The organism is Modestobacter sp. SYSU DS0511, from assembly GCF_054050755.1.
In genome coordinates, this window is sequence record NZ_JBJGZY010000006.1 from 34,020 (window position 1) to 59,000 (window position 24,981).

At 74.5% G+C, this 24,981-nt stretch carries 22 protein-coding genes; 13 read left to right on the top strand and 9 right to left on the bottom strand.

The features are described from left to right. Positions 1 to 100 precede the first annotated feature (100 nt). Entirely contained in the window at positions 101 to 961 is an 861-nt protein-coding gene (locus ACI783_RS04730) for an alpha/beta fold hydrolase (protein WP_457139364.1), read from the top strand. Continuing rightward, on the top strand, positions 958 to 2,682 hold the full coding sequence (gene bluB / locus ACI783_RS04735) for a 5,6-dimethylbenzimidazole synthase (protein WP_457139365.1): 1,725 nt from the start codon (positions 958 to 960) through the stop codon (positions 2,680 to 2,682). Before ACI783_RS04730 ends, bluB begins: the two co-directional genes overlap by 4 nt. A 22-nt stretch (positions 2,683 to 2,704) precedes the next feature. On the opposite strand, the gene ACI783_RS04740 is transcribed toward bluB, so the two are convergent. Continuing rightward, the gene (locus ACI783_RS04740) at positions 2,705 to 4,036 is read right to left on the bottom strand and encodes an endonuclease/exonuclease/phosphatase family protein (protein ID WP_457139366.1); all 1,332 of its coding nucleotides are present in this window, start codon (positions 4,034 to 4,036) and stop codon (positions 2,705 to 2,707) included. A 186-nt stretch (positions 4,037 to 4,222) separates the two neighbouring features. On the opposite strand from ACI783_RS04740, the gene ACI783_RS04745 reads away from it, so the two are divergent. The 3 genes from ACI783_RS04745 to ACI783_RS04755 all read left to right on the top strand — a co-directional run bounded on the left by ACI783_RS04745 (position 4,223) and on the right by ACI783_RS04755 (position 6,115). Further along, positions 4,223 to 5,068, top strand: a complete 846-nt coding sequence (locus tag ACI783_RS04745) for a helix-turn-helix domain-containing protein (protein WP_457139367.1) — start codon at positions 4,223 to 4,225, stop codon at positions 5,066 to 5,068. Positions 5,069 to 5,072: 4 nt separating this feature from the next. Beyond that, entirely contained in the window at positions 5,073 to 5,486 is a 414-nt protein-coding gene (locus ACI783_RS04750; protein WP_457139368.1) for a VOC family protein, read from the top strand. A 236-nt stretch (positions 5,487 to 5,722) separates the two neighbouring features. Next, positions 5,723 to 6,115: a DUF4190 domain-containing protein gene (locus ACI783_RS04755; protein WP_457139369.1), complete on the top strand. Its 393-nt coding sequence runs from the start codon at positions 5,723 to 5,725 to the stop codon at positions 6,113 to 6,115. Between the two features lie 156 nt (positions 6,116 to 6,271). Here the strand turns inward: ACI783_RS04755 and ACI783_RS04760 are convergent, their stop codons facing one another. Next, positions 6,272 to 9,559, bottom strand: a complete 3,288-nt coding sequence (locus ACI783_RS04760) for a DEAD/DEAH box helicase (RefSeq protein ID WP_457139370.1) — start codon at positions 9,557 to 9,559, stop codon at positions 6,272 to 6,274. A 76-nt stretch (positions 9,560 to 9,635) separates the two neighbouring features. On the opposite strand from ACI783_RS04760, the gene pgm reads away from it, so the two are divergent. Further along, the gene (gene pgm / locus ACI783_RS04765) at positions 9,636 to 11,270 is read left to right on the top strand and encodes a phosphoglucomutase (alpha-D-glucose-1,6-bisphosphate-dependent) (protein ID WP_457139371.1); all 1,635 of its coding nucleotides are present in this window, start codon (positions 9,636 to 9,638) and stop codon (positions 11,268 to 11,270) included. A gap of 49 nt (positions 11,271 to 11,319) precedes the next feature. On the opposite strand, the gene ACI783_RS04770 is transcribed toward pgm, so the two are convergent. Beyond that, positions 11,320 to 12,171, bottom strand: coding sequence for a cache domain-containing protein (locus tag ACI783_RS04770; protein WP_457139372.1), 852 nt, complete (start codon positions 12,169 to 12,171; stop codon positions 11,320 to 11,322). A 168-nt stretch (positions 12,172 to 12,339) separates the two neighbouring features. Between ACI783_RS04770 and ACI783_RS04775 the strand changes: the two genes are divergently transcribed. Further along, positions 12,340 to 12,525 carry a hypothetical protein gene (locus tag ACI783_RS04775; RefSeq protein WP_457139373.1) on the top strand — a complete coding sequence of 62 codons (186 nt, stop codon included), beginning with the start codon at positions 12,340 to 12,342 and terminating at the stop codon, positions 12,523 to 12,525. Between the two features lie 11 nt (positions 12,526 to 12,536). Here the strand turns inward: ACI783_RS04775 and ACI783_RS04780 are convergent, their stop codons facing one another. From ACI783_RS04780 to ACI783_RS04805, 6 genes are all read right to left on the bottom strand, one after another. Further along, a complete protein-coding gene (locus ACI783_RS04780; RefSeq protein ID WP_457139374.1) occupies positions 12,537 to 13,097 on the bottom strand; it encodes a hypothetical protein in 561 nt (186 codons plus the stop codon). Positions 13,098 to 13,107: 10 nt separating this feature from the next. Next, positions 13,108 to 13,452 (bottom strand): PadR family transcriptional regulator, encoded by a 345-nt coding sequence (locus ACI783_RS04785; RefSeq protein ID WP_457139375.1) that lies wholly within the window; start codon positions 13,450 to 13,452, stop codon positions 13,108 to 13,110. 84 nt (positions 13,453 to 13,536) lie between these two features. Then, positions 13,537 to 15,054, bottom strand: a complete 1,518-nt coding sequence (gene glpK, locus ACI783_RS04790) for a glycerol kinase GlpK (RefSeq protein ID WP_457139376.1) — start codon at positions 15,052 to 15,054, stop codon at positions 13,537 to 13,539. A gap of 49 nt (positions 15,055 to 15,103) precedes the next feature. Then, complete coding sequence (locus tag ACI783_RS04795) at positions 15,104 to 15,841, bottom strand: MIP/aquaporin family protein (RefSeq protein WP_457139377.1); 738 nt, start codon at positions 15,839 to 15,841, stop codon at positions 15,104 to 15,106. A gap of 160 nt (positions 15,842 to 16,001) precedes the next feature. After that, positions 16,002 to 17,504 (bottom strand): glycerol kinase GlpK, encoded by a 1,503-nt coding sequence (gene glpK / locus ACI783_RS04800; RefSeq protein ID WP_457139378.1) that lies wholly within the window; start codon positions 17,502 to 17,504, stop codon positions 16,002 to 16,004. Continuing rightward, positions 17,497 to 18,225, bottom strand: coding sequence for an IclR family transcriptional regulator (locus tag ACI783_RS04805; RefSeq protein ID WP_457139379.1), 729 nt, complete (start codon positions 18,223 to 18,225; stop codon positions 17,497 to 17,499). The genes glpK (ACI783_RS04800) and ACI783_RS04805 overlap by 8 nt, the downstream gene beginning before the upstream one ends. 158 nt (positions 18,226 to 18,383) lie before the next feature. On the opposite strand from ACI783_RS04805, the gene ACI783_RS04810 reads away from it, so the two are divergent. The 6 genes from ACI783_RS04810 (at position 18,384) to ACI783_RS04835 (ending at position 24,976) form a co-directional block, all read left to right on the top strand. Continuing rightward, positions 18,384 to 20,111, top strand: coding sequence for a glycerol-3-phosphate dehydrogenase/oxidase (locus ACI783_RS04810; protein ID WP_457139380.1), 1,728 nt, complete (start codon positions 18,384 to 18,386; stop codon positions 20,109 to 20,111). A 174-nt stretch (positions 20,112 to 20,285) separates the two neighbouring features. Continuing rightward, positions 20,286 to 20,912, top strand: a complete 627-nt coding sequence (locus ACI783_RS04815; protein ID WP_457139381.1) for a TetR/AcrR family transcriptional regulator — start codon at positions 20,286 to 20,288, stop codon at positions 20,910 to 20,912. 37 nt (positions 20,913 to 20,949) lie between these two features. Continuing rightward, a complete protein-coding gene (locus tag ACI783_RS04820) occupies positions 20,950 to 23,190 on the top strand; it encodes an MMPL family transporter (protein ID WP_457139382.1) in 2,241 nt (746 codons plus the stop codon). A gap of 21 nt (positions 23,191 to 23,211) precedes the next feature. Next, positions 23,212 to 23,445 (top strand): hypothetical protein, encoded by a 234-nt coding sequence (locus tag ACI783_RS04825; RefSeq protein ID WP_457139383.1) that lies wholly within the window; start codon positions 23,212 to 23,214, stop codon positions 23,443 to 23,445. Between the two features lie 39 nt (positions 23,446 to 23,484). Further along, positions 23,485 to 24,423 (top strand): hydroxymethylglutaryl-CoA lyase, encoded by a 939-nt coding sequence (locus ACI783_RS04830; RefSeq protein ID WP_457139384.1) that lies wholly within the window; start codon positions 23,485 to 23,487, stop codon positions 24,421 to 24,423. A 34-nt stretch (positions 24,424 to 24,457) separates the two neighbouring features. Next, positions 24,458 to 24,976, top strand: coding sequence for a flavin reductase family protein (locus tag ACI783_RS04835; RefSeq protein ID WP_457139385.1), 519 nt, complete (start codon positions 24,458 to 24,460; stop codon positions 24,974 to 24,976). Positions 24,977 to 24,981 lie beyond the last annotated feature (5 nt).

The window sequence follows — 24,981 nt, forward strand, 5'->3', positions numbered from 1 at the left end:
GGGGATCTCCTCGGAGAAGGCGGTGCGGTGAGCGGGTCGACGGTAGGCGTGGGTACCGACGGTGGCCGGCAGCGACATCGGGTCTGGTGGGATGAGGGGCATGACCGACCCGAACCGGCTGGCGGCCCGCACGCTCGGCGACACCGGGCCCCGGGTGGTCTTCGTGCACGGCCTCTTCGGCCAGGGGCGCAACTGGACCACGATCGCCAAGGCCCTGGCCGACGACGGCCATCGGGTCACCCTGCTCGACCTGCCCAACCACGGGCACTCGCCGTGGACCGACCGGGTCGACTACGGCGACATGGCCGAGTTCGTCGCCGCCGAGCTCGCCCTGCTCGGCGAGCCGGTCACCCTGGTCGGGCACTCCATGGGCGGCAAGGTGGCCATGCAGCTGGCGCTGCGCTGGCCGGAGCTGCTGCGCGCGCTCGTCGTCGTCGACATCGCGCCGGTCGACTACCCGGAGACCGGCGGGCGCACCGACGACCCGGACGAGGAGGCCTCGCCGTTCGCCGCGTTCATCGCCGCGATGCAGGCGGTCGACGTCGATGCGCTGGAGACCCGGGAGGACGCGGACCGGGCGCTGCGCGAGGCGGTGCCCAGCACGATGGTCCGGGGCTTCCTGCTGCAGAGCCTGGTCCGCGACGGGCAGGAGGGCTGGAAGTGGCGGCTGAACCTGGAGACCCTCGCCCGCGACCTGGGTGAGCTGCGGCGCTTCCCCGAGCCCGAGCCGGGAGCGACCTACGACGGCCCCGTGCTGTGGATCGCCGGGGGGAACTCGCACTACGTGCTGGACTCCGACCGGCCGCGGATGGACGAGCTCTTCCCCGCCACCCGGTTGGTGCGGGTGAAGAACGCCGGGCACTGGGTGCACTCCGAGCAGCCCGAGGTCTTCCTGGAGACCGTGCGGCACTTCCTCGACGCAGTCGAGCGACGGGATGGCCTGCAGCAGGTCGAGCGATGACCTGGCCTCGGCCGGTGCCGCTGATCGGCGACGGCACCGCCGCCTCCGAGCGCGCCGCCGACCCGACCGGCTGGGCGCTCCCCGAGGCCGACCGGTCCGGGCTGTACCGCACCATCGGCGCCCGGCGCGACGTCCGCCGCTACCGGCCCGATCCCGTGCCCGACGCGGTGCTCACCCGGGTGCTCACCGCCGCCCACCAGGCGCCGTCGGTGGGCCACAGCCAGCCGTGGCGGTTCGTCGTCGTCCGCGACCCGGCGATCCGCGACCGGGCCGCCGTGCTCACCGACCGGGAGCGGCTCCGCCAGGCCGCGCAGCTGGAGCCCGAGGCCGGCGCCCGGCTGCTGGACCTGCAGCTGGAGGGCGTGCGTGAGGCGCCGCTGGGCGTCGTCGTCTGCTGCGACCGTCGTACCCCGGCGGCCGGGGTGCTCGGCCGGGCCACCTTCCCCGACGCCGACCTGTGGAGCTGCGCCACCGCGATCCAGAACCTGTGGCTGGCCGCCCGCGCGGAGGGGCTGGGCCTGGGCTGGGTGACGCTGTTCCGCCCCGAGGAGCTCGGCGAGCTGCTCGGCCTGCCCGAGGGCGTGGTCACCCTCGGCTGGCTGTGCCTGGGCTGGCCCGACGAGCGGCCGCCCGCGCCGGGGTTGGAGCGGGCCGGCTGGTCGCGCCGGCAGCCCTTGGACGACGTGGTCCTCACCGACCGCTGGCCGGACGCCGACGCCGCTCCCCCGCCGAACCGGCTGCGCAGCCCGGCGCCGGCCGCCGTGGTCGGCGCACGTGACCAGGCCGACCGGCTGCTCACCCCGCCCGGCTCGCTGGGCGTGCTCGACCGGGCGGTCGACCGGGTCGTCGCGCTGGGCCGCACCGGGCTGACCGGCGGCACCCTGCTGCTCGCCGCCGCCGACCACCCCGTCACCGGCTCCGGGATCTCCGCGTTCCCCGTGGCCACCACCCGGGACATCGCCGCGGCCGCCGTCGCCGGGCAGGCGCTGGGGGCGACCGCCGCGCGCTCGGCCGGCCTGGACGTCGTGGTCGTGGACGCCGGGGTGCAGGGAACCGCGGTGCCCGGGGCGCTCGACGTCCGGCCGGCCGGGGTGCGCGGCGACCTGGTGACCGGCCCGGCGCTGACCGCCGACGACGCCGCGGAACTCCTGGCCGCCGGCCGCCGGCTGGGCGCCGAGCACGGGGCGGCGACCGGGCTGGTCGCGCTCGGGGAGGTCGGCGTCGGCAACACCACCGTGGCGGCGGCACTGGCCTGCGGGCTGTTGCACGTGGAACCGGGCGACGTCGTCGGGCTGGGTGCGGGCGCGGACTCGGCGATGGTCGAGCGCAAACGCGCCGTGGTCGGCGCCGCGCTGGACCGGGCCGGCGCACGGCTCGACCCGCTCACCGCGCTGGCCGAGCTGGGCGGCCCGGAGTTCGCCGTCCTCGCCGGCGCGGTGCTGGGCGCCGCGGAGGCCGGGGCGGTCGTCGTCGTCGACGGGTTCGCCACCTCGGTGGCCGCGCTGGTCGCCGTCGGGCTGGAGCCGGCCGCGCAGTCGGCGCTGGTGGCCGGGCAGCGCAGCCGGGAGCGCGGGCACGAGCTGGTGCTGCACGCGCTCGGCGTCGAGCCGCTGCTGGACCTGCGGCTGCGCGCAGGGGAGGGCGTCGGCGCGGTGCTCGCCGCCGGGCTGCTGCGGCAGGGGCTCACCCTCCGCCGGGAGGCCGCCCGCGTCGATCGCTGAGCAGCCCCCCGGACGGCGCGGGTCAGCGGTGGTGCCTGCCCTGCAGTGCGATGTCCACCCACACCATCCGGTGGTCGGAGCTGGGGAACCCGTTGGTGAACTGCGGGTCGTAGACGCCGGTCAGCCGCGACAGCGGGTCGTCCGACGACGGCCAGAAGACCCCGGCGCCGCAGACCCGGAGCCGCTTCGACGGCAGCACGTGGTCGACGCGGAGGTTGCCCGGGCCGGCCTCCCCGTCGGCGAAGTCGGCGGTGTCGAGCGCGGGGTCGCCGTCGTGCCCGAGGTTCGCCCCGCCCTGCCGGGCCGCCGCCTCGGCCGCCCCCTCGCTGGTGGGCTGCGGGTCCCGGACCTGCCGGAGCCCGAACACCTGGTCGGCCGCGCCGGGCAGGCCGTTGCCGTCGTCGGCCGGGTCGGCGTTGAGGTCACCCATGATCACGAACCGGTCGCGCGGGTGCAGACCGCCGGTTCCCCCCTGGTCGTCGTAGATGTAGGACCCCTTCCCCGGGGTGACGTAGTCGGCCCAGAACCGGATCTCGTCCGCGTTGCGCAACCCGTTGCGGTCCTCCGGCCCGTCGAAGGTCGGCGGGGTGGGGTGGCTGGCCAGCACGTGCACCGTCCGGCGGCCGATCTGCACCGGGACGTCGACGTGGTTCTTGCTGGACAGCCGGAAGACGTCCAGCTCCTCGGCGGAGTAGAAGTCGGCCGGCTCCGGGGTCGCCGGGTCGTCGGGCAGCCGGGCCCCGGGCATGTCCACCCACCGGAACCCCTGGAAGGTGCGCACCTGGTCGGTGTCGATCGGGTGCTTCGACAGCACCGCGAAGGCGTACTGGCCGGGGAAGGTGCCGAAGCCGAACGAGTCGTCCCCGTAGGCCTGCCCCTCCGTGCCCACCGTGCCGTCGGCGTTCAGGTCGAAGCCGCTCGCAACGCCGGTGTTCGATGCGAACACCATCGCGAACGGGTACTCGATGGGCTCCGCCTCCTCCCCCGCGGGGCCCTGGCCGACGGCGAGGAAGTTCTCCTGGAACCGTTCCAGGGCCAGCCCTTCGGCGTCGTGGTCGAACTCGTTCAACAGCAGCACGTCGGGCCGCTGCCGCTGGACGACCTCGGCGACGTTGCGCACCTCGGCGTCCTGCGCCTCGTCGTCGGCGTCGGCCAGGTCGTCGGCCAGCTCGCCCTCGATGGTGCGGAACATCGAGACGTTGTACGTGGCGAAGCGCACCGGCTCGGCGGCGCGGCTGGGACCGCCCGAGCCCGCGGCCGCCGGGCCCGCGGTGACCAGCGGGACGGCGAGGGCCGCCGCGAGAGCCAGGGCGCCGGCGGAGGCGCGCGGTGCGCTGAGGTGGGACGGGTGCACGGGGACCTCCGAGGGAGTGGGACGCCGCGCGGGAGGGGCCGGCGCTGACCGACACGCTGCGAGGAGAGGATGGCGGCCCGGCGCCTGCCACGGCGACCGCAGGCGACGGGACCGCGAACCCCGGGTTGCCGGCGGCGTGGCGGTGACGGAGCGCAGGTCGGCGCGTCCGCGTGCCATCCTCGGACCGTGACCAGCGAGTGGGTCGGGCACCGGCCGCACCCGGCGCTGCGCGGGCTGGTCGCCGAGGCCACCGGGTACCGGCAGGACGGGCTGGCGCCCGGCCTGCACCGCGGGCTGCCCTCTCCCACGCTGACGTTCGTCGTCACCCTCGACGACCCGCTGGAGATGGCCGCGCACCCCGATCCGAGGCAGGCGCCGGGCCGCTACGCCGGGCTCGTCGGTGGGCTGCACACCGCGCCCGCGCTGATCCGCCACCCGGGGCGGCAGGCCGGCGTCCAGTTCGCGCTGACCCCGCTGGGCGCCCGTCGGCTGCTCGGGGTGCCCGCCGGTGCGCTGGCGTCCCTGGACTGCCCGGTCGAGGACGTCCTCGGCCCGGATGGAGCCGAGCTGGTCGAGCGGTTCCGGGCGGCGCCCGACTGGCCGGCCCGGTTCGCGGCCCTGGAGCAGGTGCTGCTGCGCCGGGTGCGCCCGGACAGCGCGCCGGCGCCGGAGGTCGCCGAGGCGTGGCGGCTGGTGCTGGCCTCGGGTGGGCGGCTGCGGGTGGCCGACGTCGCCGATCGGGTCGGCTGGTCGGCGCGCCACCTGCTCACCCGGTTCCGGGCCGAGACGGGGTTGACCCCCAAGGAGGCCGCCCGGGTGGTCCGGTTCTCCCGCGCCCGCCGGGCGCTGCAGGCCCGGGCCGGGGCGGGCCGGCCGCTGGACCTCGCCGGCCTGGCCGTCGCCGCCGGCTTCGCCGACCAGGCGCACCTGACCCGGGAGTGGCGGGCGTTCTCCGGGCTGCCGCCGTCGCGCTGGCTGGCCGAGGAGTTCGGATACGTCCAAGACGGGCGGCCGCCCGTGTCGACAACCTGAGCGCATGACCGATACCGCTCCCCCGCCGCCCACCGTCTGGCCCGCCTTCCGCGCCCGCGACGCCCGCGCCGTCATCCGCTTCCTGGTCGACGCCCTCGGGTTCGAGGAGACCCTGGTCGTCGCCGACGGTGACCACGTGGTACACGCCGAGCTGTCCTGGCCGCCCGGCGGCGGGGTGATGCTCGGCTCGGTGCGCGACGTGCCCGACGACCCGTGGCCCGCGCAGCCCGGCACCGCCGCCGCCTACCTGGTCACCGACGACGCCGATGCGGTGCACGCCCGCGCGGTCGCCGCGGGGGCGGAGGTCGTGCAGCAGGTGCACGACACCGACCACGGGGGCCGCGAGTTCGCCGTCCGCGACCCGGAGGGCAACCTGTGGAGCGTCGGCACCTACCGGGGTGAGCCGCGGCGCGGCTGAGCCTGACCCGCTGCTGCCACGCGGGTTGACCCGCCGGGGGTGACGTTGAGCCGCGGCACGACGCGGCTCGACGTCTGCTGGGCCGGGTTGACCCGCGCTGGCGCTGCCCCCCGCCCCGGCCGGACCCCTCCGTTGGGAGGGTCGGTGCTGTTCGTCGCCCGGATCGGCTTCTACGGTCGGTGCGTCCGACCCATGGGGGCGGCTCCCGCACGGCGGCGAACACAGGGGACGAGCAGATGAGTCAGGACGACGGCAACTGGCACCCGCGGCCGCAGGCGCAGCAGTACGGCCAGCCCTACGGCCAGCCCTACGGCCCGCCTCAGGGGCCTCCCGGCCCGCCCTACGGTCCACCCGGTCAGCCCTACGGTCCACTCCCGTACGGGTACGGCTACCCGCCGCCGCAGCGCACCAACGGCCTGGCCATCGCGTCGATGGTGCTGGGCATCGTCTGGATCTACTGGATCGGCAGCATCCTCGCGCTCGTCTTCGGTTACGTCGCCAAGCGGCAGATCCACGAGCGCGGGGAAGGCGGCGACGGCATGGCGACAGCGGGGATCGTGCTCGGCTGGGTCGGCATCGGCTTCCTCGCCATCCCCTTCCTGCTGGCCGTCGCTGTGCGCTGGAGCTGACTGACGACGCCTGACGCGGTCGAGCCGCGGCAGCGCTGATCGGAGCCGGCTGCTGCTCCGCGGGTTGAGCCGCCGCAGGTGACGTTGAGCCGCGGCAGGACACGGCTCAACGTCTGCTGGGCCGGGTTGACCCGCGGCACGGCAGGGTGGATCGGGTCAGCCGAACAGGCCCCGGACGTCGTCGGCGGTGAGCGCGCCGGAGGCGAGCGCGCCGTCGTCGACGACCCGGGAGAACAGCGCCGACTTCCGCGCCTTCAGCTCCATCACCTTCTCCTCGATGGTGCCGACCGACACCAGCCGGTAGACGATCACCGTCTTGTCCTGGCCGATCCGGTGCGCCCGGTCGACGGCCTGGGCCTCGCTGGCCGGGTTCCACCACGGGTCGAGCACGAACACGTAGTCGGCCTCGGTGAGGGTCAGCCCGAAGCCGCCGGCCTTGAGGCTGATCAGGAACACCGGTGCGGTGCCGGTGCGGAAGGCCTGGACGACGGCGTCGCGGTCGCGGGTGCGCCCGTCGAGGTACTCCCAGTCGATGCCCTCGGCGGTCAGCCGGTCGCGGATGCTGCGCAGGAACCGGGTGAACTGGCTGAACACCAGCACCCGGTGGCCCTCGGCGACCACCGCGCGCAGGTGCTCGAGGAAGGCGTCGGCCTTGCTGGAGGGGACGTCGGCGTAGGCCGGGTCGACCAGCGCCGGGTCCAGGCTCAGCTGCCGCAGCAGGGTCAGCGACCGGAAGATCGTCATCCGGTTCTTCGACATGTCCTCGACCAGGCCGAGCACCTTGATCCGCTCGCGCTGCAGGTGGGTCTGGTAGAGCTTCTCGTGCCGCGGGTTGAGCACCACCTCGAGCACCTGCTCCTGCTTGGGCGGCAGGTCGGCGGCGACCATCTCCTTGGTCCGCCGGCGCACCAGGGGGCGGATCCGGCGGCGCAGCACGGCGAGCTTCTCGGCGTCGCCGTCCCGCTCGATCGGGATGCGGTAGGCCTCGGTGAACCGCTGCGGGTCGGGGAAGAGCCCGGGCGCGACGATCGACATCAACGCCCACAGGTCCATCACGCTGTTCTCCAGTGGCGTGCCGGTCAGCGCCAGCTTCACCGGGGCGCGCAGCCGCCGCGCGCACTGGTAGGTGCGGGCCTGGTGGTTCTTCACGAACTGCGCCTCGTCGAGCACCAGCCCGCGCCACGGCAGCTCGGTCCAGGCGTCCTCGTCGATCCGGAACAGCGCGTACGAGGTGACGACGACGTGCGCGCCGGCCACCTCGGACCGCAAGGCCGTGCCCCGCTTGCGCTCGGTCTCCGACACGGTCACCACCCGCAGGCCCGGGGCGAACCGCGCCGCCTCCCGGGCCCAGGTGGGCACCACGCTGGTCGGCGCCACCACCAGCACCGGCGCGTCATCGAGGTCGCCGGTCTCGTGCGCGCGGACCAGCAGCGCCAGGGTCTGCAGGGTCTTGCCCAGCCCCATGTCGTCGGCGAGCACCCCGCCCAGCCGGTGCTCCCAGAGGAACGCCAGCCAGCCGTAGCCCTCCCGCTGGTACGGGCGGAGCTCGGCGGCCAGCCCGGCCGGGACGGGCGGTGGTTCGGCGTGCTCGAGGTCGAGCAGCCCGCGCACCTCGCGGGTCCAGCGCTCGCTCTGCTCCTCGACCACCCCGAGCCCGAGCAACTGCTCCCAGAGCCCGGCGGAGAAGCGGCTGACCTTCACGCCGTCACCGGGCACGTCCTGCAGCGCGCGGGCCTCCTCGATGAGCAGCCGCAGCTGCTCGAACTCCGGCCGCTGCAGGGAGAAGTACGTGCCGCTGAGCAGCACCAGCCGGGTGCGCCCCGCGGCGAGGGCCTTGTACAGGGTCTCGAAGGGCACGCTCTGGCCGTCCACGCTCACCGAGACGCCCAGGTCGAACCAGTCGGACTCGCGGCTGTCGCGGGTGGTGAAGCTGATCTGCGGCGCCGCGGTGTTCTGCCGGTAGTCGGGCGGGCTGCCGACCAGCGTCACGTCGACGTCGGGCGCGTCCTGCAGCGCGGGCAGCACCTCGGTGGTGAACTCCAGCGCCTCCACCCCGGCCAGCTCCACCGCATCGGCCAGCCGGCGCCCCGGCGTCCACAGCTCGGGGAGCCCGGCGACCGGTTCGGGCAGCTCGTCCAGCAGCCGCTGCTCGGCCACCGGGTCGCGCCCGGAACCCGGCACGGCGGCCTCCTCGCCGGTGGGCAGGGGGAAAGCGCGGTCGGCGCCGTAGCGGACCGTCCAGGCCACGCAGACCGTCGCGTCCCCGGGGTAGCGCACCTCGACGGCCAGCCGCGGCCGGGGCACCTCCGGCAGGGCGACCGAGCCGTCGCCGGAGATCACCGGCACCGCCTGGCGCAGCCCCGGGTACCAGTCGCGGAGGAACCGGTCGACGTCGGCGGGCGGGATGTCGATCCCCCCGCCGCGGGCCACCAGCCCGGCCAGCACGGGCGGAACCGGCCGGTCCAGGCGGGCGAGCACCAGCCCGGGGACGTCGCCGTCGGTGCCGACGGGGCACTCCACCGACACCCCGTGCGGGGGCATCCCGAGGAAGGACAGCCGGCCGGGGTCGGCCGTGCGGCCGTCGACCTGCAGCACGGCCGACAGCTCGGCGCGCTCGCCGTCCCGGCGCAGGTCGACGGCGACGTCCGCCGGCTCCCCCGCCAGCACCACCGGCCGGGCCGCCCGGTCGGCGGTGACCAGCGGGACGCCGTCGGCCACGGCCTCGGCGAGCAGCCGCCACAGGCCGGGGCCGAACTCGTGCAGGTACACGTCGGCCGGGGCGTACGACCAGTACTGGTTGCGGGCGGCCTGGTGGGTGGCGTGCAGCGCGCGCATGGCGGCGAGGTGCGCCGGGTTCCACGAGGCCTGGGCGCTGTCGTACTGGAGCTGCCGCCACGAGACGCCGCTGCGCACCCACTGCCCGCGCTTTCCGGGCACCACCGGCCGCAGCCGGATCAACCGCTGCCGGGTGCCCGGTGCGGCGACCGAGGCACGCCCCCGGCCGGGTTCGGGCTCGACCAGCTCGAACTGCAGCCCGATCGGCACGGTGGCCGGTGCCGGTCGGCCGGCGGCGCTCACCAGCTCGGTGAGCTCCTGCTCCCAGGTGCGCGCGGCCGGGCGCCCCGGGCGCGGTCCGCCCGACGCGCGCTGGATGTCCGGACGCAGGTGCAGCAGCACGGCCACCGCGTGCTTGCAGTCGTCACCCACGGGGCACGTGCAGGCCGCGGCCCAGCCCACCCGGCCGCCCTCGGTGCGCACCACCGTCGTCCGGTAGGGCTCCGGCGCCCCGCCCTGGACCAGCCCGGTCAGCCGGCGGGCGTCCTCGGCCACCCGGACGTCGAGCACGCTCCGGGCGGCGTAGGGCCGGGCCCGGTCGAGCACGTGCTGCCCGACCGCGTCGGTCAAGGCCGCGTCGGTGACCATCTCCCGCCAGTCCCCGAGCACCCGACCAGGCTACGACCGACCCCCGACAGGGCGTCCCCGGTCGCGGGAGGGTGGGGATCCGGGTCAAGATCAGGCCATGTCCTCCGACCGCGCCGGTCAGCCGGCCCAGCCTCGCGACCTGGTCGACGTCCCCCACCTGGTCACCGCCTACTACACGGTCGAGCCCGACCCGGCCGACGTCGCCCAGCAGGTCACCTTCGGCACGTCGGGGCACCGCGGCTCGTCGCTGGACGGCGCGTTCAACGAGGCGCACATCCTGGCCACCACCCAGGCCATCTGCGAGTACCGCGCCCAGCAGGGGTTCGACGGCCCGCTGTTCATCGGCCGGGACACCCACGGGTTGAGTGAGCCGGCCTGGGTCAGCGCGCTGGAGGTGCTCGCCGCCAACGACGTCACCGTGCTGGTCGACTCCCGCGACGGCTACACCCCCACCCCGGCGGTCAGCCACGCCATCCTCACCGCCAACCGGGGGAAGACCTCCGGGCTGGCCGACGGCATCGTCGTCACCCCGTCGCACAACCCGCCGCGCGACGGTGGCTTCAAGTACAACCCGCCCTCGGGCGGGCCGGCCGACACCGACGCCACCGGCTGGATCGCCAAGCGGGCCAACGAACTGCTGGCCGACGGGCTGGACGGCGTCCGGCGCACCCCGTTCGCCCGGGCCCGCGCCGCGGCGCAGCCCTACGACTTCCTCGGCACCTACGTCGACGACCTGCCGAACGTCCTGGAGCTGGCCGCGGTGAAGGACGCCGGCGTCCGGATCGGTGCCGATCCACTGGGCGGCGCCAGCGTCCACTACTGGGGGGAGATCGCCGATCGGCACGGGCTGGACCTCACCGTGGTCAACCCGCTGGTCGACGCCACCTGGCGGTTCATGACGCTGGACTGGGACGGCAAGATCCGGATGGACTGCTCCTCGCCGTCCGCGATGGCCTCGCTGATCGGGTCGAAGGACGAGTACCAGATCGCCACCGGCAACGACGCCGACGCCGACCGGCACGGCATCGTCACCCCCGACGGCGGGCTGATGAACCCCAACCACTTCCTGGCCGTGGCGATCTCCTACCTGTTCAGCCACCGGCCGGAGTGGGGGGCGCAGACCGCGGTGGGCAAGACGCTCGTGTCGTCGTCGCTCATCGACCGGGTCGTCGCCGACCTGGGCCGGCGGCTGGTCGAGGTGCCGGTCGGGTTCAAGTGGTTCGTGCCCGGACTGCTCGACGGGTCGGTCGGGTTCGGTGGGGAGGAGTCCGCGGGCGCGTCCTTCCTCCGCCGGGACGGCGGGGTCTGGACGACGGACAAGGACGGCATCCTGCTCGCCCTGCTGGCCTCGGAGATCCAGGCGGTCACCGGGAGCTCACCCTCGCAGCTGCATGCGTCACTGACGGAACGGTTCGGGGAGTCGGCCTACGCCCGGGTCGACGCCGCCGCCACCCGGGAGGAGAAGGCGAAGCTCGGCAAGCTCTCCCCCGGGGCGGTCACCGCCACCGAGCTGGCCGGTGAGCCGATCACGGCGAAGCTCACGAAGGCCCCGGGCAACGACGCCGCGATCGGCGGGCTGAAGGTCACCACCGAGAACGCCTGGTTCGCCGCCCGCCCCTCGGGGACGGAGGACGTCTACAAGGTCTACGCGGAGTCGTTCAAGGGCGCCGACCACCTCGCCCAGGTGCAGGAAGAGGCCAAGGCGGTCGTGTCCGCGGCCCTCGCCGGCTGATCGACCCCCGGTTCCGCCACAATGGCCATTGGTGCGGAACCGGGGTGGGTCACCGCTCCTGGACCAGACAGCCGTACCAGCCGAGGCCCTCATAGGTCTCGTAGCCGGGGGTGCGGGCGAAGCCCACGGTGCGCGTGCCGTCGGGGTAGGAGCCGCTGGCCGCGCCCTGGGTGCGCAGCTCCACCCGCTCGGTGAGCACGTCCTGCCCGTCGGAGGCGGCGAGCACCCGGCCGTCGGCGTCCAGCAGCAGGCTGCGGGTGCGGGCCCGCTCGTCGTCGGCCAGGCGGAGCCCGTCCAGGATCGCCCGGGTCTGCGGCGCCCAGTCGAAGAAGACGCCCAGCGCCCCGATCACCTCGCCGTCGGTCTCGCCGTCCCGGCGCACCGCGGTCGCGTAGGTCGCGACCGCCGAGCCCAGCTCCGGTGACTCCCGGACGTCCTGCACGGCGTAGGCGTCGCCGTCGGCGGTGGCCAGCGCGTCGCGGAACCAGCGCTGACCGCTGACGTCGCTGCCCACCACGCCCGGCCATCGCTGCGGTGCGGCGTTGGCCAGCACCCGGCCGGAGGCGTCGGCGATCCAGAGATCGAGGTAGACGGTGTAGTTGCGCAGGATGACCCCCAGCCGGCGGGTGGCCGTGGCGGCGGCCGGGCCGTGCGGGTCGGCCTCGGCGGCCGCGTCGACGACGGCGGCGTCGGTGGCCCACCAGCGGACGTCGCAGGTGCGCTCGTAGAGATGGCGGTCGACCAGTTCGATCGCGGTCAGCGCCAGGTCGGCCAGTCGCTGGCCGCGGACCTGGGTGACCAGCCGGGCGCCCAGCTCGTGCAGCTCGACGACGGTGGGCCCGAGCTCGGCGGACAGCCCGGTGCTGATCCCCGCGGCCAGCGCGACGACTCTCTCCGGCACTGCTGACCTCGTTCCCGAAGGCTGCTCCTGCTCCCCCGGTGATCGACACCGTGGGAACGGTTGTGCAGCCGACGGACGTGACGTTCAGGTCGACAAGACCGCACACCGTCGCCGTGGGCGTCCGGGAGGCAGGTTCCTGGAACGAGGTCGGCTGCCCTGCCGTGCGCCATGACCGAGCCGGCCGCGTCGCCCTCCCCGCCCGAGAAGTGCGGCTGGCAGGTCGGCACCGGCATCGCGCTGGGGCTCGTGCTGGGCACCACCCTCGGGTCCAGCCTGGACAACCTGGGTCTCGGCCTGGGGCTGGGCCTGGTGATCGGGGCATCGATCGACGCGGCCCGGGCGCGCCGGGACTGAGCGCCGGCCGCTCAGCGCATGAGCAGGCCGGCGGCGAGCGTGCCCAGCAGGAGGGTCAGCGGGGTGCCGACCAGCACGACCACGGCCCACCTCGGCAGCGGCACCATGTCGGCGCCGGTGCGCGGATCGGTGACCCGGTCGCCCGAGGTGCGGACGGCACGCACCACCCGGGCGATGCAGAGGGCCAGCACCAGGGCGGCGATCACGCAGACGACCCAGGCAGGCGGCCCGAGCAGCGACGTCTCCCCGGCGCCGAGGGCCCAGAGCGCGTCGGAGAGCAGGAAGGCGCTGACCCCGATGACCATCGCCGTCGCCCAGTCGCGCCACGACACCCCGCGCACCGCGTCGCGCCAGCCCTGACCCGGCGGGGCGCCGATCGCGTCGGCGACCTGATCGGCGTACTCCCTGGCCGGGCCGAAGGCCTCCTGCGGGTGCTCCCCGGTCTCGGCGACGTGGCTCTGCACCTCGGCGAGCACCTCGCCGATCCGGGCGCCCGGGACGTCGCGCATCCGCAGCCGCATCAGCAGGTCGCCGGTCCAGCCCTGCTCCGTGTCGTTCGAGACCTCTCCCATGACGGGTTCCTCAGGCGGGGACGGACGGGGACGACAGCAGGCCGGCGGCTCGCTCGGTGAACACGCGCCACTGCTCGGACCGCTGCTGCAGCGACTCCATACCGGCCCCGGTCACGGTGAAGACCTTGCGGCCGGGGCCACCGTCACCGGCCTCCCAGGCGGCGGTCACCAGCCCGTCGGTCTCCAGCCGGGTGAGGATCGGGTAGAGCGTGCCGCCCTTGACGGTGCCCAGGCCGGCCTCGGCCAGCCGGCCGGCGATCGCGTAGCCGTGGGTGGGGCCGTCGGCGACGACGCGCAGCACGCACAGCGACAGCACGCCGCGCATCCACTCGCCCGGCCACCGCTCCTCGCTCACGGACTGGACAGTACGACTGACTAGTCAGTCGCACAAGCTACTCGACCGTGACCCCGCTGCCGGGTGGGGCAGCGGGGCCCTTCGTCAGTCGACGTCCTCGTCCACCCAGTCCAGCGACTTGGTGACGGCCTTCTGCCAGTTGCGGTAGTTCCGCTCCCGCTCGTCCTCGGGCATCTGCGGCTCCCAGCGCCTGTCCTCGGCCCACTTGGCGGTGAGCTCGTCGAGGTCGGACCAGTACCCCACCGCGAGCCCGGCCGCGTAGGCGGCGCCCAGCGCCGTCGTCTCGGCGATCTTCGGCCGGATCACCGGCACACCGAGCAGGTCGGCCTGGAACTGCATGAGCAGCTCGTTGCCGACCATCCCGCCGTCCACCCGGAGCTCGGTGAGGTCGACGCCGGAGTCGGCGTTCATCGCGTCCAGCACCTCGCGGGTCTGGTAGGCGGTGGCCTCCAGGACGGCGCGGGCCAGGTGACCCTTGTTGACGAACCGGGTGAGCCCGACGACGGCGCCGCGCGCGTCGGAGCGCCAGTGCGGGGCGAACAGGCCGGAGAACGCGGGCACGAAGTAGGCGCCGCCGTTGTCGTCGACCGAGCGGGCCAGGTCCTCGATCTCCGGCGCGTTCCTGATGATGCCCAGGTTGTCCCGGAGCCACTGCACGAGCGAGCCGGTGACCGCGATCGAGCCCTCCAGGGCGTAGACCGGCTTGGCGTCGCCGAGCTGGTAGCACAGCGTGGTCAGCAGGCCGTTCTCGGAGGGGACGGCCTCCTCGCCGGTGTTGAGCAGCATGAAGTTGCCGGTGCCGTAGGTGTTCTTGGCCATGCCCTTGCTGAAGCAGACCTGGCCGAACGTCGCCGCCTGCTGGTCACCGAGCGAGCCGGCGATCGGCACCCCGGCCAGGAACCCGGCCTTGCGGCCCCGGCCGTACTCCTCCGAGTTCGAGCGGATCTCCGGGAGCATGGACATCGGGATGCCCATCTCCTCGGCGATGTCGGCGTCCCAGGCCAGCTTCCGGTAGTCCATCAGCATGGTGCGCGAGGCGTTCGAGACGTCGGTGAGGTGCAGGCCGCCGTCGGCCCCACCGGTCATGTTCCAGATCAGCCAGGAGTCGATGGTGCCCATCAGCAGGTCACCGCGCTCGGCGCGCTCCCGGGCCCCGTCGACGTTGTCCAGGATCCAGCGGACCTTGGGGCCGGCGAAGTAGGTCGCCAGCGGCAGGCCGACGGTGTCCTTGTAGCGGTCGGCGCCGCCGCCCAGCGCGCCGAGCTCGTCGCAGATCTTCCCGGTGCGGGTGTCCTGCCAGACGATGGCGTTGTAGACGGGCCTGCCGGTGGTCCGGTCCCAGACCACCGCGGTCTCGCGCTGGTTGGTGATGCCCACCGCGACGATGTCGGAGGCGCTGGCGTCGCTGCGGGCGATGGCCTGGGCCACCACCTCGCGGGTGTTGCCCCAGATCTCCATCGCGTCGTGCTCGACCCACCCGGCGCGTGGGAAGATCTGCTGGTGCTCCTTCTGGCCGACGGACACCACCGCGCCGTCGTGGTCGAACAGCATGCAGCGCGTGCTGGTGGTGCCCTGGTCGATGGCGGCCACGTACTGGGCCATGGGGTTCCTCCTGCGGACGGGGGCCGGCAGCCGGCCCGATGGGTCGGGGTCAGAGGTTGACGTGGGAGAGCCCGCCGGCGATGACGGCGCCGATGAGCGGGCCGACGATCGGCACCCAGGCGTAGCCCCAGTTGCTGTCGCCCTTGCCGCGGATGGGCAGGACGGCGTGCGCGATGCGCGGGCCGAGGTCGCGGGCCGGGTTGATGGCGTAGCCGGTCGGGCCGCCGAGCGAGGCGCCGATGCCGACGACCAGCAGGGCGACGGCGAGCGGGCCGAGCTGCGTGGGGGTGTCCCCGAACCGCAGGATGATGTAGACGAGGACGAACGTGCCGACGACCTCGGTGACCACGTTGTCCTTGACCGTGCCGATGGCCGGGCCGGTGGCGAAGGTGCCCAGCTGGGTGCCGGCGGCCTCCGGGTCGTTGTAGTGCCCGTAGTAGGCCAGGTAGGCCACGACCGCGCCGATGAAGGCACCGACCAGCTGCCCGGCGAAGTACGTCAGCGTGCTCGCGACGCTCACCTCGACGCCAGGCGCGTACGTGTCGGTGCCGCTGACCAGCAGCCCGACGGTCACGGCCGGGTTGATGTGCGCCCCCGAGGTCGCCCCGGCGAAGACGCCGGCGAAGACGGCGAGCCCCCAGCCGAAGATGATGACGATCCAGCCGCTGCCGTTGCCGAGGGTCTTGGGCAGCACGACGTTGGCGACCACGCCGACGCCGAGCAGGATCAGGATCCCGGTGCCGAGTACTTCACTGCCGAAGACGGTCCAGAGACCGACGGTGTCCACGGGTAGGCGCTCCTTCCGACGGGTCCGCGGCTCTGCGGACCGGGGTGGTACCGGTCGGCCCTGTGGCGGTGATCACCCCGGGTCGTCCCGTGCCAGGACCGTAGGGAGCGGGCTGTGAGCCGGACAACACGTCGGGTCCGACATCATCGGACAAGCTCGGTCAGGGCGCGCCCCAGGCGATGCTGAGCTCCACCGCCCGCTCCCAGCGGGGGTACTCCGCGGTGAGCGCGACCGCGCGCGCCGGTGTCGGCGTCCACTGCGCCGACCGGTGCCAGTTCCGGCGGAGCGCCTCGACGTCCGACCACACCCCGACCGCGAGGCCAGCCGCGTAGGCCGCCCCCAGCGACACCGTCTCCCCCACCATCGGGCGCACCACCGGGGTGTCCAGCGCGTCGGCGACGAACTGCATGAGCAGGTTGTTGGTGGTCATCCCGCCGTCCACCCGCAGGGCCGGCAGGCAGAGCCCGGAGTCCGCGGCCATCGCCTGGACGACGTCGCGGGTCTGCCAGCCGGTGGCCTCCAGCACCGCCCGGGCCAGGTGCCCCTTGGTGACGTAGGAGGTCAGCCCGGCGACCAGGCCGCGGGCCTCACCCCGCCAGTGCGGGGCGAGCAGGCCGGAGAACGCCGGGACGACGTAGCAGCCGCCGTTGTCCGTCACCGTGCGGGCCAGCGTCTCCACCTCCGCGGCGGAGCCGATCAGGCCCAGCCCGTCGCGCAGCCACTGCACCAGCGCCCCGGCGACGGCGACCGACCCCTCCAGCGCGTAGCGCACCGGCTCGCCGGCCAGCTGGTAGGCGACCGTGCTGATCGAGCCCGACCGGGTGTGCACCAGCTCGGTGCCGGTGTTCTGCAGCAGGAAGCTGCCGGTGCCGTAGGTGCACTTGGCCTCGCCGGGGGCGAAGCAGGCCTGGCCGAACAGCGCCGCCTGCTGGTCGCCGAGCGCGCCGGCGATCGGCAGCGCCGGCGACAGGGCGGTGGCGTGCCCGAGGACGCCGACCGAGGGGCGGATCTCGGGCAGCATCGCCGCCGGGATGCCGAAGAAGGTCAGCAGGTCGGGGTCCCAGCGGCAGCTGCGCACGTCCATCAGCAGCGTGCGGCTGGCGTTGGTCACGTCGGTGACGTGCACCCCGCCGTCCTTGCCGCCGGTGAGGTTCCAGATCAGCCAGGTCTCCATGGTGCCGAACAGCAGCTCGCCCCGTTCGGCGCGCTCGCGGGCCCGCGGCACGGAGTCGAGGATCCAGCGCAGCCGCGGCCCGGAGAAGTAGCCGGCGATCGCCATCCCGCTGCGCTCGGCGACCAGGTCGGCGTCGGGACGGGCGGCCAGCTCGGCGACCAGGTCGGCGGTGCGGGTGTCCTGCCAGACCAGCGCCCGGGTGATCGGCCGGCCGGTGGCCCGGTCCCAGACGACGGTCGTCTCGCGCTGGTTGGCGATGCCCAGCGCGACCACCTCGCCACCGCCGGGGAGGTCGGCGAGCACCTGGGCGGCGGTGCGCCGGGTGTTCGCCCAGATCTCCATCGGGTCGTGCTCGACCCAGCCCGGGCGGGGGAAGTACTGGCGGTGCTCCCGCTGGCGGACGGCGACCATCCGGCCACCCCGGTCGAAGACCAGCGAACGGGTGGACGTCGTCCCCTGGTCGACGGCGAGCACGTACCGCTCAGGCACCGCCGCCCCCCAGTTCCCGGGACACGCCGGACGCGGCGTCGGTGACCATGCCGACGAGCGGGGCCCGCGGGGCACCCCGGCCGTCGAACAGCGAGCCCACCGGCCCGTTGATGCCGAGTGCGGCGACGACCAGGCCGCCGGAGGCGCGCACCGGGGCGGCAATGCAGCCGCGACTGGGCTGGTGTTCCCCGCGCTCGACGGCCCACCCCCGGGCCCGGACCTCCGCCAGGTCGGCCGCGACCGCCCCGGTGCCGACCCGGCCGGGCCGGCGCCGGGGAGCGGAGGCGAGCAGCACCCGGCCGAGCGCCGTGGAGTGGGCCGGCAGCGTGCTGCCGACCTCGAGGACCTGCGCGGAGTCGTCGGGCCGGAACACGTGGTGGACGACGACGACCTCGTCGTCCCCGGCCAGCGTGACCAGCCGTACCGCCTGCCCGCTGCGGGCGGCCAGTGCGTCGGCCCAGTTCGAGGAGCGGGCGCGCAGCTCGTTGGCGTCCAGGTGGCTGCCCAGCTGCAGCAGGCCCGCGCCCACGGCGTAGTGGCCGGTCGCCCGGTCCTGCTCGACGAAGCCGACGTGCAGGAGGGTGCGCAGCAGACTGTGCGCGGTGGTCTTGGCCAGCCCGACCGCCTCGGCGATGTCGGTGACGCCCAGGGTGCCGCCGGAGGTCGCGACGACCTGCAGGATGGCGGCTGCCCGCTCGATCGACTGCACGGTCCCCGGCACGGCGCCCGACGCTAGGGCATCCGGGGTCGGGATGGTGATCCCGGCCACGCGGGCTGTCCGACGATGTCAGACGGCGGGCGTCGACGGCCTTCCCGGCGCCGACCTACCGTGGGTGCATCGTGCGCCGTCGTCGCGACGGCCCGTACCGAGGAGTTCGCATGACGGCAGTACGCCCGCTCGGTCCCCAGCAGCGCGCCCAGGCGTGGGAGGAGCTGGTGAAGGCCGAGTTCGAGGTCCTCGTCATCGGGGGTGGAGTGACCGGTGCGGGCGTGGCGCTCGACGCCGCCACCCGCGGGTTGCGGACGGCGCTGGTCGAGGCCCGCGACTTCGCCAGCGGCACCTCCTCCCGGTCCTCGAAGCTGTTCCACGGCGGGCTGCGCTACCTGGAGCAGTTCGACTTCGGGCTGGTGCGCGAGGCGCTGCACGAGCGCGACCTGTCGGTGAACCGCATCGCCCCGCACCTGGTCAAGCCGGTGCCGTTCCTCTACCCGCTGACCCGTCACTGGGAGCGGCCCTACGTGACCGCCGGGCTGACCCTCTACGACGGACTGGCCCGGCTGGGTGCGCTGGCCGACCCGATGCCCGGGCAGAAGCACCTCACCCGCACCGGCGCCCGCCGGCTGTTCCCGGCGCTCAAGCCCGACGCGCTGGTCGGCGCGATCCGCTACTTCGACGCCCAGGCCGACGACGCCCGGCACACCCTGACCGTGGCGCTCACCGCCGCCGCCTACGGCGCGACCGTGCTGAACTCGGCCGAGGTCGTCTCCTTCCTGCACGCCGGTGGCCGGGTGGTCGGTGCCCGGGTCCGCGACGTGGAGACCGGCCAGGAGGTCGAGGTCCGCAGCGAGGTGGTCGTCAACGCCACCGGGGTGTGGACCGACGACGTCCAGACCCTGGTCGGTGGCCGTGGCCGGTTCCACGTGCGGGCCAGCAAGGGCGTGCACATCGTCGTCCCCCGGGACCGGATCAACGGCGAGACCGGGCTGATCCTGCGCACCGAGAAGTCGGTGCTGTTCGTCATCCCGTGGGGCAGCCACTGGATCGTGGGGACCACGGACACCGACTGGGAGCTGGACAAGGCCCACCCGGCCGCCAGCAGGGCCGACATCGACTACATCCTCGAGCACGTCAACGAGGTGCTGTCGGTGCCGCTGACCCACGACGACATCACCGGGGTGTACGCCGGGCTGCGCCCGCTGCTGTCCGGGGAGCAGGAGTCGACCAGCCAGCTCTCCCGGGAGCACGCCGTCGCCCGGCCGATGCCCGGCGTGATCGCCGTCGCCGGCGGCAAGTACACGACGTACCGGCCGATGGCCGCCGACGCGGTGGACGCCGTGGCCGAGGACGTCACCCGGCGGGTGCCGCCGAGCGTCACGGAGAACATCCCGCTGGTCGGTGCCGAGGGCTACGTGGCGATGGTCAACTCCCTCGACGGCCTCTCCGACCGCTGGGGCATCCCGCGCTTCCGCGCCGAGCACCTGCTCAACCGGTTCGGCTCGCTCACCCCGCAGCTGCTGGCGCTGGCCGCCGACCGGCCCGAGCTGCTGGACCCGGTGCCCGGCGCCGAGGAGTACCTGATGGTCGAGATGGTCTGGGCCGTCGAGCACGAGGCCGCGCTCCACCTGGACGACCTGCTCGCCCGACGCACCCGGATCTCCATCGAGACCCCGCACCGCGGGGTGGACTCCGCCGAGCCGGTGGCCCGGGCCGTGGCGCCGGTCCTCGGCTGGGACGAGGCCCGCATCGCCAGTGAGGTGGAGAGCTACACGGCCCGGGTGGAGGCCGAGCGGCGCTCGCAGGAGGCCGCGGACGACCAGGAGGCCGACGCCGCCCGGGTCGCCGCCCCGGACACCCGCGCCGTCGCCGTCGGCCGCGCCCTGGGCTGACCCCCGCGCTGACCGGAGTGATCAGGTGACCTGATCACCGACTGTCCCCCCGCGCCAACGCTGGTGCGGGGGGACAGTCGTTGCTGCCGGGGGATGGCCGGTCATAAGGGGCAACGCACGTCACACCCGTCTCGACTTCTGGATACAGCTCTGTATCCAATACATTCGCGCATCGTGACGACGACCGATCTCGACCGGCCCAAGCGCCGACGTGAGGTCACCGTCGAGCGGCTCCTGGACGCCGCCCTGGCCACCTTCGCCGAGCAGGGGTTCGCCGCCGCCAGCGTGGAGGACATCTGCAGCCGCGGTGGGTTCACCCGCGGCGCCTTCTACTCCAGCTTCCGCACCAAGGACGAGCTGTTCGAGGCGTTGATGACCCGCGAGGTCGAGCGTGACCTCGCCCGGGTCACCGAGCTCCTCACCGGCCTCGCCGACGAGCCCGATCCGCTGGCCGCCGCCGTCGACCGGGTGCTGGGCGCCTTCCGGTGCGACCGCACCTGGGCGCTCGTGGTCACCGAGTACACGCTGCACGCCGCCCGGCACCCCGAGGCCGCCGCGGTGCTCCGCCGGCACGACGAGCAGGTCGGCGGCCGGCTGGTCGAGCTGGTCGACCGGACGGCCGCCGAGGCCGGGCTGACCCTCATCCTGCCGGCCGCCGACCTCATCGGGGCGGCGACCGCCCTGCTCAGCGGCCTCACGGCCATGTCGCTCACCGCGGAGGGCGACCTCGAGCCGCTGCGCCGCACCGCCCTGCTCACGCTCGTCCGCGGGGCGGTCGCACCCGCGCCACCGTCCCGCTGACCCTCCCCGCCGCCGATCCGCCGACCCAGGAGAACCGATGTCCACCCTGCTCTACCGGCTGGGCCGTGCCGCCTACCGCCACCGCGTGCTGTTCACCGCGGCCTGGGTCGCCGTGCTGGGCGCGGTCGTCGCGCTCTTCCTCACCGTGGGGGGCGAGTTCGACGACGAGTTCACCATCCCCGGCTCGGAGTCCCAGACCGCGCTGAACCAGCTGCGCGAGGTCTCCCCCGCCGCCGCGGGCGCCGGCGCCGACCTGGTCTTCGTCGCCCCCGACGGCGCCACCGTCGTCGATCCCCAGTACGCCCAGGCGATCGGCGAGGCCGTCGCGGCCGCCGGTCAGGTCGACGACGTCGCCGCCGTGCAGGACCCCTTCGCCACCCAGCAGATCAGCCCCGACGGGCGGGCCGCGCTGGCCACGGTGCAGTACTCCGTGCAGGCCATGGAGCTGGCCGACGACGCCCTGGAGGACCTGCAGCGGGCGGTCGCCCCGGCGGTGGACGCCGGCCTGGAGGTCGAGGTGGGCGGCGGTGCGTTCAACGCCGGCGCGGTCACCGTCGGCCCGCTGGAGCTCATCGGCGTCGTCGTCGCCGTCGTGGTGCTCGTGATCACCTTCGGGTCGCTGCTCGCCGCCGGGATGAACCTGGTCGTCGCCCTGGTCGGGGTGGGCATCGGGCTCACCGGCCTGCTCGCGCTCTCCGGCGTCATCACCCTGTCCTCCACCGCGCCCACCCTGGCGCTGATGATCGGCCTGGCCGTCGGCATCGACTACACGCTGTTCATCCTCAGCCGGCACCGCTCTCAGCTCGCCCAGGGGATGGCGCCCGAGGAGTCCGCCGGCCGGGCCACCGGCACCGCCGGCTCCGCGGTGGTCTTCGCCGGCCTGACCGTCGTCATCGCGCTGTCCGGGCTGGCCGTCGTCAACATCCCCTTCCTCACCGTGATGGGCCTGGGCGCCGCCGGCACCGTGGCCGTGGCCGTGCTGGTCGCGCTGACACTGGTCCCCGCCCTGCTCGGCTTCGCCGGGGCGCGGCTGATCCCCGCACCGGGCTCCCGGGCGCACCGCCGCGAGCTGGCGCTGGCCGCGCACGCCGACGCCCCCGCCAGCACCGGCGGCGCCCGCTGGGCCCGGCTGGTCACCCGTCGTCCGGCGCTCACCGTGCTCGGCGTGCTGGCCGCGCTGGTCGTCTGCGCCATCCCGGCCGCCCAGCTGCAGCTGGCCCTCCCCGACGCCAGCAGCGCCGGTGAGGAGACCCCGCAGCGCCAGGCCTACGACGCGATCGCCGAGTACTTCGGTCCCGGCGTGAACGGCCCGCTGCTGGTGTTCCTCGACGGCCTGGACCCGGCGGCCGCCGAGCAGACCGCCGGCCAGGCCGCGGCGGCCATCGGCGGCACCCCGACCGGGACGCCGGGGCAGTTCGAGGGCGGGCTGGACGACGTCGCGTACGCCGTGCCGCAGGTGGTCGGCGACGGCACCGCGGCGATCGTGCAGGTCGTGCCGGAGAGCGGCCCGCAGAGCGAGGAGACCAGCGAGCTGGTCGGTGCGCTGCGCGACCTGGGCGCGGACCTGGAGGACCAGACCGGCGCGGACGTCGCGGTCACCGGGCAGACCGCCGTCGCCATCGACGTCTCCGACCGGCTGGCCGACGCGCTGCTGCCGTTCACCGTGGTCGTCGTCGGCCTGGCGCTGATCCTCCTGCTGCTGGTCTTCCGCTCGATCCTGGTGCCGGTCAAGGCCGCGCTGGGCTTCCTCCTCTCGGTGGCCGTGTCCTTCGGCGCCGTCGTCGCGGTCTTCCAGTGGGGCTGGCTGATGGACCTCTTCGGGGTGCCGACCACCGGCCCGGTGATCAGCTTCATGCCGATCCTGCTCATGGCCGTGCTCTTCGGGCTGGCGATGGACTACGAGGTCTTCCTCGTCTCCCGGATGCGCGAGGAGTACGTGCACGGCGCGCAGCCACGTGAGGCGATCGTCGGGGGCATGCGCCACGCCTCTCGGGTGGTCGTCGCGGCCGCGCTGATCATGTTCTCCGTCTTCGGCAGCTTCGTGACCATCGAGGACGTCACGGTCAAGGCGATCGCCTTCGGGCTGGCCGTCGGTGTCCTGGTCGACGCCTTCGTCGTGCGGATGACGCTGGTCCCCGCGGTGCTCGCGCTGCTGGGCCGCTCGGCCTGGTGGCTGCCGCGCTGGCTGGACCGGCTGCTGCCCGACCTGGACGTCGAGGGCGCCAAGCTCACCGCCCGGGACGACCAGCAGCGGGTCCCGGAGCCGGTCGCCGGCTGAGCCGTGGGGCAGGCTGGGCGCATGCCGAACCTCGTCGGACGGGAAATGCGCCCGCCTGCCCCTCCCGCTCCCGGCCGGCCTGCCGGGGATGCGCTGACCGGGCCGCTGCACGCGGTCGCTGCCGGACCCGGGGCGGCCGCCCAGGAGTCGCACGAGCCGGTACGGGCGCTGTGCGGCACCTGGGTGCGGATCGTGCCGGTCGAGGACGTCCCGGACGACACCGGCCTGTGCCGCGCCTGCCAGTACGGCTCCTGACCCGTTCCACGTGGAACGAGCCAGGGGCACGATGACCCGATGAACGACTTCGACCTGGTGCTGCCCCCGGCGGTCGACGTCCGGGAGGTCGGCATGCGCGACGGCCTCCAGCTGGAGGACCCGCTGCCGCTGGCCGACAAGCTGGCGATGCTCGAGGCGATCGTGGCCACCGGTGTCCGCCGGGTGGAGGTCACCTCGTTCGTCTCGCCGAAGGCCGTGCCCGCGCTCGCCGACGCCGACCAGGTCGCCGCCGAGCTGCACCGCTTCCCCGGCGTGCACTTCTCCGCCCTGGTCGCCAACCCGCGCGGCGCCGTGCGGGCGGTCGACGCAGGCATCGCGCACCTGGAGTACGTGGTCTCCGCCGCTGATTCGCACAGCCGGGCCAACGCCGGGCGGGCCACCGGGGAGGCGCTCGCGGCCGTCGGCGAGATCGCCGGGCTGGCGCACGGTGCCGGCGGCTCGCTGGAGGTGGTGGTCGCCACCGCCTGGGACTGCCCCTTCGACGGCCGCACCCCGATCGCCCGCACCGTCGACGTCGCCCGGGCCGCCGTCACCGGGGGCGCGGACGCCCTCTGCCTGGGCGACACGATCGGCACGACCACCCCGGCCCGGGTGGTGCGGCTGCTCCATGCCGTCCGGCGGGCCTGCCCGGGCACCCCGGTCGGCGTGCACTTCCACGACACGCGCGGCACCGGTCAGGCCAACGCGCTCGCCGCCCTGCAGGCCGGCGTCACCCAGCTCGACGCCTCGGTCGGCGGCCTGGGTGGCTGCCCGTTCGCACCGGGCGCCAGCGGCAACATCGCCACCGAGGAGCTCGTCTACTGGCTCGGCGACGCCGAGGTCGACACCGGTGTCGACCTGGCCGCGGTGCTCGCCGCCGCCGCCGTCACCGAGCGCGCGGTCGGCCACCCGCTGCCCAGCTCGCTCCACCGGGCCGGGGGGCCGTCGGTTCCGCGGGGGCCGGTCCGGCCGATCTGAGCCGCACCGGTCGGACCGTGGTGGGATGGGGTGCGTGAGTGCCGACGTCCCCGCCCCCGTGGTCGACCCCCAGCTGATGCGCAACGTCCTGGGCCACTTCGTCTCCGGGGTGACCGTGGTGACCGCCACCGGTCCCGACGGCCCGGTCGGCTTCACCTGCCAGTCGTTCAGCTCGCTGTCGCTGGACCCGCCGCTGGTCGCCTTCGCGCCGGCCCGCACCTCGCGCACGTGGCCGCAGCTGCGTGAGGCCGGCCGGTTCTGCGTCAACGTGCTCAGCGAGGAGCAGAGCGACCTCTCCCGCCAGTTCGCCCGCTCCGGCACCGACAAGTTCGCCGGGGTGGCCTGGGCGCCCAGCCCGCACGGGTCCCCCATGCTCGAGGGCGTGGTGGCCTGGATCGACAGCGAGCTGTGGGCCGAGTACGACGGCGGCGACCACACGATCGTCGTCGCCCGGGTGCTCGACCTCGGCGCCGACGCCAGCCGCACGCCGCTGCTGTTCCACCGCGGCGCCTACGGCCTGCAGGCCGCCCTGCTCGAAGACGGCGGAGCCTGAGCCGC